This window comes from Allobosea sp. BK604, from assembly GCF_004341515.1.
Lineage (GTDB): Bacteria > Pseudomonadota > Alphaproteobacteria > Rhizobiales > Beijerinckiaceae > Allobosea.
In genome coordinates, this window is the sequence record NZ_SLZF01000003.1 from 640920 (window position 1) to 657383 (window position 16464).

General features: G+C 66.8%; 15 protein-coding genes. All 15 read left to right on the top strand.

The annotated features are described in order from the left end of the window. The first annotated feature begins 59 nt into the window (after positions 1–59). The 15 genes from EV560_RS12480 (at position 60) to EV560_RS12550 (ending at position 16405) form a co-directional block, all read left to right on the top strand. Complete coding sequence (locus tag EV560_RS12480) at positions 60–1055, top strand: ABC transporter substrate-binding protein (protein WP_165923432.1); 996 nt, start codon at positions 60–62, stop codon at positions 1053–1055. Positions 1056–1057: 2 nt separating this feature from the next. Next, a complete protein-coding gene (locus EV560_RS12485; protein ID WP_131856052.1) occupies positions 1058–1870 on the top strand; it encodes an ABC transporter ATP-binding protein in 813 nt (270 codons plus the stop codon). Next, the gene (locus tag EV560_RS12490; protein WP_131856053.1) at positions 1867–2619 is read left to right on the top strand and encodes an ABC transporter permease; all 753 of its coding nucleotides are present in this window, start codon (positions 1867–1869) and stop codon (positions 2617–2619) included. Before EV560_RS12485 ends, EV560_RS12490 begins: the two co-directional genes overlap by 4 nt. Then, on the top strand, positions 2616–3365 hold the full coding sequence (locus tag EV560_RS12495; RefSeq protein WP_131856054.1) for an ABC transporter permease: 750 nt from the start codon (positions 2616–2618) through the stop codon (positions 3363–3365). The genes EV560_RS12490 and EV560_RS12495 overlap by 4 nt, the downstream gene beginning before the upstream one ends. Before the next feature lie 241 nt (positions 3366–3606). Then, positions 3607–5328 (top strand): gamma-glutamyltransferase family protein, encoded by a 1722-nt coding sequence (locus EV560_RS12500; RefSeq protein ID WP_131856055.1) that lies wholly within the window; start codon positions 3607–3609, stop codon positions 5326–5328. Positions 5329–5365: 37 nt separating this feature from the next. Beyond that, positions 5366–6430 (top strand): ABC transporter substrate-binding protein, encoded by a 1065-nt coding sequence (locus EV560_RS12505; protein ID WP_165923433.1) that lies wholly within the window; start codon positions 5366–5368, stop codon positions 6428–6430. A gap of 11 nt (positions 6431–6441) precedes the next feature. Beyond that, positions 6442–7893 (top strand): hypothetical protein, encoded by a 1452-nt coding sequence (locus EV560_RS12510; RefSeq protein WP_131856057.1) that lies wholly within the window; start codon positions 6442–6444, stop codon positions 7891–7893. Next, positions 7886–8986, top strand: coding sequence for an ABC transporter ATP-binding protein (locus EV560_RS12515; RefSeq protein ID WP_131856058.1), 1101 nt, complete (start codon positions 7886–7888; stop codon positions 8984–8986). Before EV560_RS12510 ends, EV560_RS12515 begins: the two co-directional genes overlap by 8 nt. Then, positions 8979–9851, top strand: coding sequence for an ABC transporter permease (locus EV560_RS12520; protein WP_165923434.1), 873 nt, complete (start codon positions 8979–8981; stop codon positions 9849–9851). The genes EV560_RS12515 and EV560_RS12520 overlap by 8 nt, the downstream gene beginning before the upstream one ends. Further along, the gene (locus tag EV560_RS12525) at positions 9852–10637 is read left to right on the top strand and encodes an ABC transporter permease (RefSeq protein WP_131856060.1); all 786 of its coding nucleotides are present in this window, start codon (positions 9852–9854) and stop codon (positions 10635–10637) included. Positions 10638–11002: 365 nt separating this feature from the next. Then, positions 11003–11281, top strand: coding sequence for an STAS domain-containing protein (locus tag EV560_RS12530; protein ID WP_131856061.1), 279 nt, complete (start codon positions 11003–11005; stop codon positions 11279–11281). A 25-nt stretch (positions 11282–11306) separates the two neighbouring features. Continuing rightward, positions 11307–11672 carry a response regulator gene (locus EV560_RS12535; RefSeq protein WP_131856062.1) on the top strand — a complete coding sequence of 122 codons (366 nt, stop codon included), beginning with the start codon at positions 11307–11309 and terminating at the stop codon, positions 11670–11672. Further along, positions 11669–13690 carry a chemotaxis protein CheA gene (locus EV560_RS12540; protein ID WP_131856063.1) on the top strand — a complete coding sequence of 674 codons (2022 nt, stop codon included), beginning with the start codon at positions 11669–11671 and terminating at the stop codon, positions 13688–13690. Before EV560_RS12535 ends, EV560_RS12540 begins: the two co-directional genes overlap by 4 nt. After that, positions 13690–14154 (top strand): chemotaxis protein CheW, encoded by a 465-nt coding sequence (locus tag EV560_RS12545; protein ID WP_131856064.1) that lies wholly within the window; start codon positions 13690–13692, stop codon positions 14152–14154. Before EV560_RS12540 ends, EV560_RS12545 begins: the two co-directional genes overlap by 1 nt. A gap of 52 nt (positions 14155–14206) precedes the next feature. Further along, a complete protein-coding gene (locus tag EV560_RS12550) occupies positions 14207–16405 on the top strand; it encodes a HAMP domain-containing methyl-accepting chemotaxis protein (protein WP_131856065.1) in 2199 nt (732 codons plus the stop codon). Positions 16406–16464: the final 59 nt, after the last annotated feature.

A 16464-nucleotide genomic window follows, 5' to 3' on the forward strand; every position in this document is an offset into this window, starting at 1 on the left:
GGCGGACGGGAATGAAGACGATCCGCGGAAAGAGCGGACTCTGGGAGGAGAGGAAGACCATGACAGCCACGCTGAATCGCATGAAATCGCTCATCGGCCTCGCCGCGCTCGGGCTCGCGCTCGCCGGCCCGGCCAGGGCCGAGGAGATCGTCGTCAGCAATTACGGTGTCTCGGCCAATGGCATGCCCTACGCAGTCGCCCTGGAGAAGGGCTTCTTCAAGGAAGAGGGCGCCAATGTCACCGGCATCCTGACCTCCGCCGGCGGCGGCACGACGCTGCGCAACATGCTCGCGGGCAACGCGCCCTATGCGGAGGTCAACCCGAACGCCGTGATCGCCGCCGTCCAGCAGGGCGCCGACATCAAGATCATCGCCGACACGGTCTCGACGGTCGCCGAGTTCGTCTGGGCCGTGAAACAGGATTCGCCGATCAAGTCGGTCAAGGACCTGAAGGGCAAGAAGTTCGGCTACACCAACCCGCGCTCGACCAGCCAGGCGCTGGCGGTGCTGGTGCTGCAATCGGGCGGGCTCAAGGCCGAAGATGCCGAGATGGTCAAGACCGGCGGCTTCGGCGAGGGCATCGCGGCGCTCGATATCGGCCTCGTCGATATCACGCCGGTTCCGGAGCCGCTCTGGTCGAAATACAAGGACAAGTATCGCCCCATCGCCAGGGCTTCGGAGATGTTGCCGCCGATCGCCAACGTGCTCGGCGTCGCGGCCGGCGCCGGCGCGGCCGGCAAGGACGATTTCATCAAGGCGGTGCTGCGCGCCCGCCGCAAGGCCGTCGCCTACATGATCTCGAACCCGGATGAATCGGGCGACATCATCGCCAAGGTCTACAATATCGAGCCCGAGGTCGCCCGCGCCGCGGTCAAGAACCTGACCACGAGCCGCACCGATGGCATCGAATATTGGGGCGCCGGCCAGATCCATATGGGCGGCCTGCAGAAGGCGGTCGAGGTGCAGAAGATGGTCGGCGCCATCTCGGGCGATGTCGACCTCGCCAAGATGATCGACACCCGCTACCTGCCCGACGATTTGAAGGCCCTGAAGTGAACATGACCCAGATCGCGCAGGTTTCGCTGCGCCAAGTCGACAAGATGTTCAGCCGGGGCGGAAACCCGGCTGACACCGTTCATGCGCTCGGACCGATCGATCTCGAACTGCGCCATGGCGAGTTCTTCGCCGTGGTCGGCCCGTCCGGCTGCGGCAAGTCGACCTTGCTCGAACTGGTCGCCGGTCTGTCGACCGCGACGCGCGGCGAGGTCGCCTTCGAAGGCAAGCCGATCGAGGGCCGCATCCCTGACGGCGTCGGCGTCGTCTTCCAGGAGGACGCCTCCTTTCCCTGGCTGAGCGTGCGCGACAACATCGCCTTCGGCCTGCGCCGGATGAAGCTCCCGCCCGAGGAAAAGGCAAAGCGCATCGAGAAGGCGCTGGCGATGATGGGGCTCGTGCCCTTTGCCGAGAGCTATCCCTCGCAGCTCTCCGGCGGCATGCGCCAGCGCGTCTGCATCGCCCGCACGCTCGTCACCGAGCCGCGTCTCATCCTGCTCGACGAGCCCTTCGGCGCGCTCGACCAGCAGACCCGCCTGCTGATGGGCGACGAGGTGCTCAATCTCTGGCGCAAGACCGGCGCCACCGTCTTCCTGATCACGCATGCGCTCGACGAAGCCGCGATGCTGGCCGACCGCATCGGCGTGATGTCGGCGCGCCCCGGCCGGCTGATCGACATCGTCGAGACCGGCTGGCCGCGCGATCGCGACAGCCGCATCGTCCAGGAGGAGAGCTTTGGCGCGATCACCGCGCGGCTTTGGCGCTCGCTGCGCGAGGAATCGATGAAGTCGATCGGCAAGGCCGGGACCACGATATGAGGAGCCCCCTCCTCTGGCGGCTTCTGGTGCTCGCCGGCTTCATCGGCCTGCTCGAAGCGCTCTGCCTCGGCGGCGTGATCAAGCCGCTGACCATGCAGCCGCCGCACAAGATCGTCACCGATCTCGTCAAGATGCTGTCCTCAGGCTCGCTGAACGGCGCCATCGCCAAGACGCTCGGCAATGCGCTCATCGCCTTCATCATCGCCATGATTCTCGGCGTGACGAGCGCGATCATCATCCATCGCCTGCGCCGGGTGCGCGACACGCTCGAGCCGCTCTTCGCGACCTATTACGCCATCCCGGTCTTCGCCTTCTATCCGCTGCTGATCATCCTGCTCGGCCTCGGCGACGCCCCGCAGATCTTCATCGGCGCCATGCTCGGCATCGTCGCTGTGATCGTGAACACGCTGAACGGGCTCGACCGCGTGCCCAACGTCCTGCTCAAGACGGCGCGGGTCAACCAGATGGGCCCGGTCGAGACGGCGCTGCGCGTCACCTTGCCCTGCGCCTCGCCCTATATCCTCACCGGCGCCAAGCTCGCGGTGGCCTATTCGCTGATCGGCATCATCGGCGCCGAGTTCATCATGTCGAGCGGCGGCATGGGCTACGAGATCAGCTTCGCCTACAACAATTTCGACAATGCCACGATGTACCCGCTGATCCTGCTGATCCTCGTGGTCTCGATCACCATCAACATGGCGATCGCGCGCTGGGAGAAGGCGCTGATGGCGAAGAGGGGCCTGCGATGAACCGGCAATCGGGCTCCATCCTGCGCAATACGCTCACCCTGATTGTCGTCGTCCTTGTCGCCTGGCAGGCGCTCTACTGGATCGTCGGCGACATCGCCCTGCGCTCGCCGCTGCAGACCTTCGCCTTCGCCGGCAAGTTCATGTCGACGCCGCAATTCGCGCAGCATCTCGCCGAGACCAGCAAGGCCTTCGGCCTCGCACTTCTGCTCGCCGTCGCGATCGGGCTGACCATCGGCTTCACGCTCGGCGCCAGCCGCTTCCTCAGCGACGTGTTCGAGCCGATGCTGATCGCGCTCTATTCGATCCCGAAGATCACGCTCTACCCGATCCTGCTGCTCGCCTTCGGGCTCGGCATGTCTTCCAAGGTCGCGTTCGGCACCATCCACGGCGTCATCCCGATCGCGCTCTTCACCATCACGGCGGTACGCAACGTCAAGCGCGTCTATCTCAAGACCGGGCAGGTCATGGGGCTTTCGCCGCTCGACATGATCGCGCGTATCATCTTCCCGGCCGCGCTGCCCGAGATCTTCGCCGGCCTGCGCATCGGCTTCTCGCTGACCCTGATCGGCACGCTTCTGGGCGAGATGTTCGCCTCGCAGCGCGGGCTCGGCTTCCTGCTGATGAGCGCGATCGGCCTGCACAATGTCGACCTGATCATGGCGCTGACCCTGCTCCTCACCGTCTTTGCCGGCACGGCCAGCGTCGTGCTACTGGCGCTCAACCAGCGGCTCTACGCCCGCTCGTGACCGGTCCGCCATTGGCTCGGCGCACTGGTATATCTGTTGATCGAATTTCAGCCGCACCACGCCGTGCGGCTGGCATTAGCCATGGCTTCAATCCTGCGATTGAAGCGTGACAGAACTCATACTCCACCATACCGGCATATGATTTCAGCATTGCGCGGATATTTTCGGCAGGCTCCCACTGGCCACGCCGGCAAACTGGTATAAGATATATTAGATGCAACGGCTGACCGGGAGGACGCCGATGAACCTCGTCCAGAGGCGCGCTGACGGCAGCAACGGCCGGATTCATACCGGCGACCGGCACATGATCTCGGCCGGCCATGCCGCTGCGGCGCAGGCAGGCTTCCTCATCCTCGAGGCCGGCGGCAATGCCGTCGATGCCGGTGTGGCTGCGGGGCTCGTGCTCGGCGTCGTCCAGAACGACATCGTCAATGTCGCCGGCGTCGCACCGATCATGTTCCGCTCGGGCGAGACCGGCGAAGTCGTCACCATCGACGGGCTCGGCACCTGGCCGGCCGCGGCCTCCGCCGCCTATTTCCGCGACGCCCATGGCGGCGCGATCCCGCCCGGCCTGCGCCGTACCGTCATTCCCGCCGCGCCGGCATCCTGGATGGAGGCGCTCACGCGCTACGGCACGATGAGCTTTGGCGAGGTCGCGGCGAGCGCCATCCGGCTCGCCAGCGAAGGCTTCCCGGTCCATCCGACCATGGCCGATTTCGTGGCGAAATCGGCGGCCGACTACCTGCAATTCCCGCAGAACGCGGCGCTTTATCTTCCCGGCGGCAAACCGGTCGCGATCGGCAGCATTTTCCGGCAGCCCGAGCTCGCCACGACGCTCGCCTACATGGCCGCGCAGGAGCGGGCGGCCTCCGGAACGCGCGAGGCCGGGCTCAAGGCCGCCCGTGACGCCTTCTATCGCGGCGACATCGCCCGCACGATCGCCGCCTATCATGCCGCCAACGATGGCTGGCTGAGCTATGACGACCTCGCCACCTACAAAGTCAGGTTGGAGCAGCCTGTCGTCACCCGCTGGCGCGGCGCCGAGATCTATAATTGCGGGCCCTGGTGCCAGGGGCCGGTGCTGGCGCAGGTCCTCGCCATCCTCGGCGACGAGGACCTCGCCGCGCTCGGGCATAATTCGCCGGCTTATATCCATCTCGTCACCGAGGCGCTGAAGCTTGCCTTCGCCGATCGCGAGGCGACCTATGGTGATCCGCGCTTCATCGACGTGCCGCTGAACCGGCTGCTCTCGCAGGAATATGGCGCCAGCCAGCGCGCCCGGATCGACCTGAAGCGCGCCATACCCGGCATGCCCGCTCCGGGCATCGGCGATGGCCCGCGCCAGTCCGTCCTGGCCGAGGGCGCGGTGCCGCCTTCGCCCGACACCTCCTATGTCGCCGTCGTCGACCGCTGGGGCAACGCCTTCTCGGCGACGCCGAGCGACACGTCCAACGATACGCCGCTCGTCCCCGGCCTCGGCATCTGCCCGTCCTCGCGCGGCTCGCAATCGTTCACCATCGCGGGTCATCCCAGCGAGGTCGCGCCGGGCAAGCGCCCGCGCCTGACGCCGAACCCGGCGCTCGCGGTCTTCGACGACGAGACGGTGATGCCCTTCGGCTCGCCCGGCGGCGACGTCCAGACCCAGTCCATGCTGCAGGTCCTGTTCAACCTGCGCCTCTTCGACATGGACCTGGTCAGCGCCATCGAGGCGCCGCGCTTTGCCACCTACAGCTTCCCGAGCAGCTTCGAGCCGCATGAGATGTTCCCGGACCGGCTGATGCTGGAGGCGCGCATCCCGGCCGGGACTCGCGAGGAGCTGAATGCGCTTGGCCACGATGCGCAGGCCTGGCCGGACTTCACCTTCCAGTGCGGCGGCGTCTGTGCCGTACTCCACCACGAGCCGACTGGCCTGAAGATCGCGGCGGCCGATCCGCGCCGCAATGCCGGCATTGCTGGCTGGTAAGCTGCCTCACCGAAGACACCACAAAGGGGAGAGTGTCATGGATAGACGTCAATTGCTGCTCGGCACCGGCGCACTCGCGGCCGGCGGCCTCGTCCACCCGTTCAGCGGCAAGGCGCTGGCGCAGGGCAAGCCCTCGCAGATGGTGCTGATGACCTGGGGCGGGCTCTGGGGCGACTGCATGAAGGAGAGCGCCGACACCGCCTTCGAGAAGGCGACCGGCGTCAAGATCATCCAGGATCGCGGCTCCAGCCCCGGCGAGCGCATCACCAAGATCAAGGTCAGCGTCGCCGACCAGAAATTCGATATCGTCCAGTTGCATGACGGCATCGTGCCGCTCGCGGTCAGCCAGGGTGCGCTGGAGCCGATCAACAAGGCTTCGCCCCGCCTGACCAACCTGAAGAACGTGCCGGAGCGCTTCGTCCAGAGCCACTGGATCGCGATGATCTATTCGCCGCTCGGCATCATCTACAACACCAAGCTGGTCAAGAACCCGCCGAAATCCTTCGCCGACCTGTGGCGGCCGGAATTCAAGAACCAGATCGTCCTGCCCGAGATCACCCACTCGATCGGCCCCTATATCATCCCGATCGGTTCGATCGCGGCCGGCAAGGGCCCGAACGATGCCGAGGCCGGTTTCGAGATGCTGAAGAAGATCAACGCGCTTCAGCCGATCTGGGCCAAGGACACCGACACGATCATGAATGCGTTGCGCAACGAGGAGGCCGCTATCGGCCTGCTCTACAAGTCGCAGTCCTTCACCGTGAAGGGCTGGAACACACCGGTCGAATGGGTCTTCCCGAGCGAGGGCGCGATTCTCTACTCGTCCGGCACCGGCATCGCCAAGGGCACCAAGAACCTCGAGCTCGCCGAGGAATACCTGAACCTGACGCTCGACCCGAAGGTGCAGACGGTCGCCGCCCAGAAGTTCAACTATCCCGGCACCAATACCGGCACCGAGGCGATCCTGCCGCCCGACCTCCAGGCGCGCGTGAAGGCCTCGCCGGAGGAGATGGGCAAGCTGATCGATCTCGATCACGCCACGCTCGCCGCCAAGCGGGCCGAATGGACCGATCGCTGGAACCGCATCATCTCGGCCGGCTGAGTTCGTTGCGGATGCAGAGTTACCGACTCGGCTGGTACGGGAATGGCGACCGCCTTGATGTGGCGGTCGCTGCCAACCGGCTCACCGCCTGTGGTTTCGACGTGCGCCGGCTCGACGAGCCGGCGGGCGAGCTGGAGGCTGGTGATTATCTCGTCGCGCTACCCGAGGCGCTCGCAGAGGCGCTGGTGCCCCTCGGCCTGCGCCTCGAGCCCTGCGAAGCCGACATCGCCACGCAGGCCCGGCCGATCGCGCCGGTGCGGACGCTCGTGCTCGCCGGACGCGCCTCGGCCTATCCTTATTACGGCTACTACGCGCTGGCGCTGGCCCGGCTCGGCCTCGCCTATCGCCCCGTCTCCGGCGGCGAGATCGCCGAGGGCGCGCTCGATGGCGAGAACCTGCTCGTCCTGCCCGGCGGCTTCTCGAACTGGAGCCTCGACGCCAAGGAGGAGACCGAAGGCGCCGACATGGCGGTGCGCGGCTTCTTCAAGGACGGCGGCGCGGCGGTCGTCTCCTGCGGCGGCGCCTATTATCTCGCCAAGGGCCGGCCGACCTGGCTCGGCCTCGCCGATGCCCGCCCCCGGATCACGCAGGACTACCTGCGCACCGGCGTCGGCGTCACGACCTGCCGGCTCGCTGAGGGGCAGCTGCGGCTCGGCCTGCCACCTACCCTCGAAATTCCCTATTTCCATGGTCCCGTCTTTGACGAGATCGGGGGCAACTGCCTGCCGCTCGCGACATTCCGGGATCTCAACGCCACCGGCCATCTCTTCATCGACAATCCGCTGACGCCCGAGACCTTCGCGGCGCATATGGAAGGCCGCATCGCGGTGCTCCAGGCAGAGGGGCCGCGCGGCCGTGCCGTGCTGTTCTCGCCCCATCCCGAGATGGGCGACCTTCTGGTCAAGTACATGGCGCTCGAAGGCTACATGCTGCGCTACCTGCCGATCCGCGGCGAGCAGGTGATGCGCGAGACGCTCGACGCCTACCGGCCGGACGAATCCCGCTCCTTCCTGATGATCCTCAACGCGGTCGAGGCCATGGCGGCCGGCGCCCGCGCCGCCCTGCCGGACGCGACAGCGCAGGAACAGGCGCTCGCGCCCACGGCAGGCGCAAAGCTGCACGAGCTGATCGAGGCCTGGCACGAGCGCGCGAAGGCACTCGCCCCGACCTCCGGCGGCATCGGCGAACTCGAGCGCTATCTGCTGCGCGGTTTTCAGAAACGGCTGCCGCTCGCCGGCGACGCCCTCTCCACCCTCCTGCCGAAGCTCGCCGCCTCCCGCCATGACGGCCCGCGCCTCGCCGCCTCCTTCGCCGCGCTGGCCGAGCACGCCGTCGCGGCCTGGGCCACCCCGCCAAAGCGCCGCCCCGCCGAGCTCCTGCTCGAGCTCGAACTCGCCCTGCTCCTGATCGAAGCCTGGCGCCGCCAGAGCGACCTCCACCTCACGATTGAAGCGCATGTCTGATTCAGGTTCCGCCGCCCTCTCCGATGTCCGCTTCGAGCGCGTCACCAAGCGTTACGGCAAGGCCGTCGCGGTCAAGGCGCTCTCGCTCGCCATTCCGCGCGGCTCCTTCTTCTCGCTGCTCGGCCCGTCCGGCTGCGGCAAGACCACGACCCTGCGCCTGATCGCCGGCTTCGAGACCCCGGACGAGGGCGACGTCTTCATCCGCGACACCCGCGTCACCGAGACCGCGCCCTATCGCCGCGATTTCGCGATGGTCTTCCAGAATTTCGCACTCTTTCCGCATCTGACGGTGGCCGACAATGTCGCCTTCGGCCTGCGCATGAGCGGGGTCGCGCGCGAGGAGCGGGCCAAGGCCGTCGAAGCGGCGCTCGCCATGGTCAAGCTCACGGGCTTCGCCGAGCGCTATCCCAAGCAGCTTTCCGGCGGCCAGCAGCAGCGTGTCGCGATCGCGCGAGCCATCGTGATGAAGCCCGCCGTGCTCCTGCTCGACGAGCCGCTCGGCGCGCTCGACAAGAACCTGCGCGAGTCCATGCAGGTCGAGCTGCGCTCGCTCCAGCGAGAACTCGGGCTGACCACGGTCTTCGTCACGCATGATCAGGAGGAGGCCCTGACCATGTCGGACTCGATCGCAGTGATGCGCGACGGCGTGATCGAACAGCTCGGCGCCCCGCGCGAAATCTACGAGCGCCCGGCGACGGAATTCGTCGCGACCTTCCTCGGCGCCAGCAACCTGATCGACGCGACGGTGGTCGAGAGTGGTAACGGCTCTTCGCAGGTCGAGGCCACCTTCGGCCGCTTCACCCTGGCCGGCAGCCATCCCGCCGGCGAGCGCCTGCGCCTCGCCATCCGCCCGGAGCGGGTGCTCCTCAAGCCGGGCCGCGATTCCGGCGCGTTGCCGGCTATCGTGCGCGATGTCGTCTATCGCGGCATGAGCGCCCATGTCTTCCTGGAGAGCGGCGGCCTGCCCCTGCTCGCCTTCGTCCAGAATGCCGCGAGCGCCGCGATCGACTGGTCGCCAGGCCAGGAGGTCGGCATCGTCCTGCCAGCGGAAAGCCTCGTGCGGCTCAATGGCGGAGCGCAGGCCCATGGCTAGCGGCAGCTTCCGCCTGACGCGACGCTGGGCGGCCTTCGCGCTGGTCGCGCCGCCACTGCTCGTCTTCCTCGTCTTCTTCGTCGTGCCGCTCGTCTCGCTGTTCTGGGTCAGCTTCCACGCGCCCTCGCAGAGCGAGCTCTACGGGCCGGAGCTGACACTGGAGCATTACGCGACCATCCTGACCGACCCGTTCTACCACACCATCATCCTGCGCACGCTCAGCACCGGGGCGGTCATCCTCGCGCTCTGCCTCGTACTCGGCTACGCCACGGCCTATGTGCTGGCGCCGCTGCCGCCGCGAAAGCGCCTGCTGCTGCTGCTCCTGCTGGTCGTGCCGCTGATGGTCAGCAATGTCGTGCGCGCCTATGGCTGGATCGCCATCCTCGGCCGGCAGGGCCTGGTCAACGCCGTGCTGCGCGACACCGGGCTGATCGAGCGGCCGCTGCTGCTGCTCAACTCCTTCGAGGCCGTCTCCTTCGGCCTGATGACGATCATGCTGCCCTATATGGTGATCTCGGTCGCCAACGCGCTCGCCTCGATCGATGCGCAGTACAAGGAAGCGGCGCAGTCGCTGCGTGCCGACCCCGTCCGCACCTTCATCCATGTCACCTGGCCGCTTTCGAGTCCCGGCGTCGCCTCCGGCATGCTGCTGGTCTTCCTGCTGACGCTCTCGGCCTATGTCACCATTACCCTGCTCGGCGGGCCGCGCATGAAGCTGCTCGTCAGCCTGGTCTTCGATTCCGTCGGCTCCTTCCGCTGGCCGCTGGCGGCCGCGATCTCCTTCGCCCTCCTGGTGATGGCACTGATCGTCTCCGGCCTGATCATGGCGCTGCTCAGGCCGCAGCGCGTGCAGGGGCGCGGCTAGATGCACATCATCCTCCTCCTGCTCGCCGGCCTGACCTATCTGCTCGTGCTCGGGCCGATCCTGATCGTGCTCGTCACCGCCTTCACCCCGACGGATTTCTTCGTCTTCCCGCCGCCCGGCTTCTCGCTGCGCTGGTTCGAGCTGTTCTTCAACACGGAGAGCCTGCGCGGCGCCTTCACCCGCAGCATCCAGATCGCCATCGTCTCCTCGCTGGTCGCAACCTTGCTCGGCACCATGGCCGCGCTCTTCGTCGCCCGGCGCAAGGGCTGGACAGCGAGCCTGCTGCAGACGCTCTTCCTGGCGCCACTGATCTTCCCGGCCATCGTCTTCGGCCTGTCGCTGCTGCTCTTCTTCAAGCTGATCGGCGGCATGCCCGAGTTCCTTGGCCTCGTCATCGCCCATGCCATTCTCGGCATGCCCTTCGTCATCCGCGCCGTCAGCTCGAGCCTGCTCGCGGTCGATCCGGTGCTGGAGGAGGCGAGCCAGAGCCTGAAGGCCGGCCCATTCCGCACCTTCGGCCTCGTCACCTTCCCGCTGATCTGGCCGGGCATCCTCTCCGGCGGCCTCTTCGCCTTCATCCTCTCCTTCGGCGAGCTCAACACCGCGCTCTTCCTGACCGGGCCGGGCGTGACCACCCTGCCGATCGAGATCTTCAGCTACCTCCAGTTCCAGGGCGGCCAGCTCGTCATCGCCGCGGCCTCGGCCGTGCAGGTCGGCATGATCGCCATCGTCGTGCTGGTGATGGAGCGCCTCGTCGGGCTCGGCCGGGTCGTGCGCTCGAAATAGGCGGGCGCTCCGGCGCCTGCCATGTGCCCGGGCTTGACCCGGGCATATCCGCCTCATCCGGTCCCCGAGCGTCTCGGGCAGATCCGGCCCGCTCGGCAGCAGCAGGCCAGCCCCGCTCAACCTCCGCTGGCGATGCTGCACGGCATGGTACCCGCGCGCTCCCCGATTCCATTCCCGCCCGCGAGCCTGCGCCAGGCGCTGCGGCCACAGCGATTCCGCGCGAATTGCGGCGAGATGACGCAACCGCAAGATGTCCCAATCTGAATCAACCCGTAGCGTTCTATTAAGATTTATATCGTATTAAGCGAAAGTAAGAACTAATTAAATCACCTTTTACCGCTTGTTAAGAGCTATGGCGACCGCAGATGAATGAAAGAAATTCGATCATTCTGCCAGTAGATTGTCGGATCAGCGCCAGCCGCGCTCAGTATGACGCCCTGCGCAGTGCCTTCTCCGGCAATCCCGACATCACGATCGATGCCTCGCAGGTCCAGCAGGTCGACATCACCTGCCTGCAACTTCTGGCCTCGGCCCGGAAGACTGCGCACGCCCGGCAGAAACATCTGCAGATCACTGCGATCTCCCAGCCGCTGAATGACGCGCTGGCGCGGGCCGGACTGCAGCTCTCCTCCATCAATCCCTAGACCATGCCAGCTTGAAGGAGCAGCCATGGCCAATGTGCTGACTGTCGACGACTCGCCCAGTATTCGCCAGATGATCAAGCTGGTGCTGGCGCCCGAGGGCCATCATGTCGTCGAGGCCGCCGACGGCTCGGCCGGGCTCGCGGTCGCCAAGACCCAGAAATTCGACCTGGTCATCACCGATCTCAACATGCCCGTGATGAACGGCATGGAGATGATCAAGGCGATGCGCGCCCTGCCGAGCTTCGTCGGCGTTCCCATCGTCTTCCTCACCACCGAATCCGACGATGGCGTGAAGCAGCAGGCCAAGGCTGCCGGCGCCACCGGCTGGATCACCAAGCCGTTCAAGCCCGAGCAGCTTCTTGCCGTCGTCGCCAAGCTGGTGCGCGCCTGATGGAACTCGATCCCGCCGAGACCTTTCGCCAGGAGGCGGCCGAGCTGCTCGACAGCCTCGAAGTCGCGCTGCTCGATCTGAGCCAGACGCCGCAGGATCGCGAGCTGATCGACACCGCCTTCCGCGCCCTGCACACGATCAAGGGCTCGGGCGCCATGTTCGGCTTCGAGCAGGTCGCCGCCTTCACCCATGATTTCGAGACCGCCTTCGACCTGATCCGCAAGGGCGAGATCGAGGCCAACCGCGACATCGTCTCGGTCGCGCTCGCGGCCAAGGACTATATCCGCGCCCTGATCGAAGACCCGGACAGCACCGACGCCATCATCGGCGATGCGATCCTCGACGATCTCAGACGCTTCGTCAGCGTCCCGGAAGCGCCGGGCGTGGCGGGCGGCGATGCGCCGCTCCCGGCCGCCTCCACGCGCCAGGCCGGCTGGCGCATCGGCATCGCCTTCGAGCCCGACATCCTGCGCAACGGCACCAACCCGCTGGCGCTGCTCGACGACCTGCGCGCGCTCGGCCCCTGCGAGATCATCGGCAATCTCGACAACGTCCCGGAGCTCGACGCGCTCGACCCCGAGACCTGCCTTGTCAGCTGGGACGTGACCCTGGCCAGCGATTGCACGATCGACGCGATCGAGGACGTCTTCATGTTCGTCCGCGACGAGATGAAGCTGACGATCACGCCGATCGCGGCTGCTTCCGCCGAGAGCGGGCAGCAAGATGCGCCTCAGGCAGAGATCGCCATCCCAGCCCCCTTGCTTGCCGCCACGCCTTCACGGCCGGCCCCCGCTCCCGAACCCGTCGCCGAAAAGATCGAACTCAGCCGCCGTAGCGAGGAGAAGACCTCGACTGTGCGTGTCCAGGCCGAGCGTCTGGACGAGCTGATGGACCGGGTCGGCGAGCTCGTCATCGCCCAGGCGCGGCTATCCCAGCTCGCCCATTCCGGTACGGATGTCGCGATCAAGGCCATCGCCGAGGAGATCGAGCGCCTCGCCTCGGGCCTGCGCGACTCGACCATGGGCGTGCGCATGGTCCCGATGGGCACGCTCTTCGGCCGTTTCCGCCGCCTCGTCCACGATCTCTCGCGCGACCTCGCCAAGCCGGTCGAGTTCGTCACGGCGGGCGAGGATACCGAGCTCGACAAGACCATGATCGAGCGCCTCGCCGATCCGCTGGTGCATCTCATCCGCAACGCCATCGACCACGGCATCGAGCATCCCGAGCAGCGCGCCGACACGCCGAAGGAGGCGACCGGCCGCATCGAGCTTGCCGCCCGTTATGTCGGCGCGCAGGTGCTGGTCACCGTCACCGACGATGGCGCCGGCCTCGACGCCGCCCGCATCCGCGCCAAGGCCGAAGAGCAGGGCCTGCTCCAGCCCGGCGCGGCGATGAGCGACCAGGACATCTACCAGTTCCTGTTCCACCCGGGCTTCTCGACCGCGAAGACGATCTCGACCCTGTCGGGCCGCGGCGTCGGCATGGACGTGGTCAAGCGCACCATCGAGTCGCTGCGCGGCTCGATCGAGCTTTCGACCAGGCCGGGCCAGGGCACCACGGTGACGCTGCGCCTGCCGCTGACGCTCGCCATCATCGAGGGCCTTCTCACCCGCGTCGGCGACGGCCGCTACATCATCCCGCTTTCGGCCGTGGAGGAATGCGTCGAGCTCACCGCAGCGGACGATGCGCGCGCCCGCGGCCGCAACTTCCTGAGCGTGCGCGGCGACCTCGTGCCCTTCCTGCGGCTGCGTGACCTCTTCGACGCCCAGGGCGAGCCCGACCAGCACCAGAAGATCATCATCACCTCGAAGGGCGATACCCGCGTCGGCCTCGTCGTCGACCAGATCATCGGCAGCCACCAGACGGTGATCAAGTCGCTGTCGAAGCTGCATGCGGACGTCACCATGTTCTCCGGCGCGACCATCCTCGGCGATGGCTCGGCAGCGCTGATCCTCGACGTCGCCCAGCTCGTCACGCTCGGCCAGGCCAAGGCCGAGAGCGAGAAGGAGGCCGCCTGATGGACGCCGTTCAGACCAACGCGATACCCGACGACGGCGCCCTGCAGGTCGTGATGGTCGGGCTCGGCAGCGAGATCTTTGCGCTCGAGGCCGGGCTCGTGCGCGAGATCATCGATCCCGTGCCGACCACGCGGGTCGCCGGCGCACGCGCCTTCCTGCCTTCGCTGATCAATGTGCGCGGCAATGTCGTGCCGCTTGCCGACATGCGCGTGCGCTTCGGCATGCCGCATCGCGACGACACGGCCGATACCCGCATCGTCGTCATCGATATCGCGATCGACGGCGACCCGGTCACGGTCGGGATCATCGCCGACAAGGTCTACGAAGTCACCGAGATCTCCAGAGCCAAGATCCAGCAGACTCCACGCCTGGGCATGCACTGGAAGCCAGAGTTCATCCACTTCATCACCAAGTGGAACGACGAATTCGTCATTGTTCCGAACATGGAACAGATCCTGAATTGATGCGGCCGCCATTCGGCTTGCCGCAGATCCCGCGTTGTGTTTGGGGGCTAGTATGAGACTTACGATCAAAGCCAAGCTTGCTGGCGCATTCGGCGTCATCATTGCCTTGTCCATGGCCGCCGGCGGCCTCGCCTATTCCAGCCTGTCGGAGATGACACAGACGCAGACGCGCATCATCGAGCAGTCGAAGCGCGTGAACTCCGCCTCCGACCTCGTCCGCAATGTCGTCGTCGAGATCCGCGCCGAGAAGAACGCGATCATCGCCACCGAGCAGGCCGAGATCGAGCGCTTCATCGGCGATGCGCTGCGCGTCCGCGGCGAGACCGAGAAGCTCTATGGCGAGCTGCACTCGCTGGCCAGCGCCGACGGCAAGGCCCTGCTCGAAAAGGCATCCGCCCATAACAAGCAGTTCCTGGCGGCGCAGGACAAGGTCTTCGCCAATGCCCGCCTGAACTCCAGCGCCCGCGCCGCCCATCTCTGGAACAGCGAGACTCAGCCGCTGATCCAGGCCGTCACGGCCGCGACCGCCGGCGTCACCGCCGAGATCACCAAGCCCTCCGCCTCGGCCGAGCTGCTGCGCGCCGGCATGGAATTCGGCGACGCCCGGCTCGACTGGCTGCGCCTCACCCGCTCCGTCGCCCTGCTGATCGGCGCGACGACGGTCGCCGAGGTCGACAGCATCCAGAAGACCGTCGACACGCAGATCAACACCTTCCGCGCCTCGCTGGCTAAGACCTCGGCCAGGCTGGGCGAATTCGGCATCTCCACCGCCGCCATGGTCGCCGCCTACGACAAGGGCCTCGACTCGATCCAGCGCGTCGCCCGCATCGCCGCCGAGGCCGGCAGTATCAAGGCCGCCGATCTTTCCTCGACCGAGGTGCGCGCCGCCGCCCAGACGACGATCGACGCCTACGAGGCCTATTCCAAGCTCGCCGACGAGCAGATGATGAAGATGAGCCGCGATGCCGCCGAGGACGCGGCCATGGCCAAGACCATGCTGATCGCCATCGTGCTCGGCTCGCTGCTGATCGCCATCGCCGCCGCCACCTGGATCGCGCTCAACATCAGCCGCGGCATCTCCAGCGCCGTTGGCCTCGCCAACGCCGTCGCGATCGGCGATCTCAGCAAGACCATCGAGGTCAAGAGCAAGGACGAGATCGGCGATCTCGTCGGGGCGCTGACCGCGATGACGACCAATCTCAACGCCACCGCTGCCGTCGCCGACGCGATCGCCAATGGCGACCTCACCATCGACGCCAAGCGCCTCTCCGACAAGGACCGGCTCGGCATCGCGCTGGAGAACATGCTCGAGAAGCTGCGCACCATCGTCGCCCAGGCGACGAGCGCCGCCCAGAACGTCTCGGCCGGCAGCCAGGAGCTCTCGGCCAGCGCCGAGCAGCTCTCGCAGGGCTCGACCGAGCAGGCCGCTTCGACCGAGGAAGCCTCCTCCTCGATGGAGGAGATGGCGGCCAACGTGAAGCAGAACGCCGAGAACGCCAGCCAGACCGAGAAGATCGCGTCCCAGTCGGCCAAGGATGCCGAGGCCAGCGGCGTCGCCGTCGGCCGCGCCGTCGAGGCCATGCAGACCATCGCCGCCAAGATCAACATCGTCCAGGAGATCGCCCGCCAGACCGACCTGCTCGCCCTCAACGCGGCGGTCGAGGCGGCTCGCGCCGGCGAGCACGGCAAGGGCTTCGCGGTCGTCGCCTCCGAGGTGCGCAAGCTCGCCGAGCGCAGCCAGGCGGCGGCGGCCGAGATCGGCACCCTCTCGGTCGATACGGTCAAGGTCGCGCAGGAAGCCGGCGCCATGCTCGGCAAGCTGGTGCCCGACATCAAGAAGACCGCCGAGCTGGTCGAGGAGATCACCGCCGCCTGCCGCGAGCAGGATGTCGGCTCCTCGCAGATCAACCAGGCGATCCAGCAGCTCGACAAGGTGACCCAGCAGAACGCCGCCGCCTCCGAACAGGTCTCGGCGACCTCCGAGGAGCTCGCCACCCAGGCCGAGCAGCTCCAGGCCACGATCGCCTTCTTCAAGCTCGATACGGCCTCGAACCAGAACCTGCGCCAGGCTCCGATCGACGGCGCCGTCAAGCAGCTGCGCGCCAAGGCGAGCACCATGGCCGCCGCCAGCCAGCCCAAGCGCGCCGCGATCCTGAAGCCCTCGCGTCCGGCCAAGGTCGCCAATGGCGGCTTCGCCTTCGACCTCGACGAGGGTGAGGACCAGCACGACGCCGATTTCCGTCGCGCCTGATCAAACCATCCCCAGCCTCGCCTCAATGGCGGGGCTGGGCCCTCTTGCCGGACTGCCCT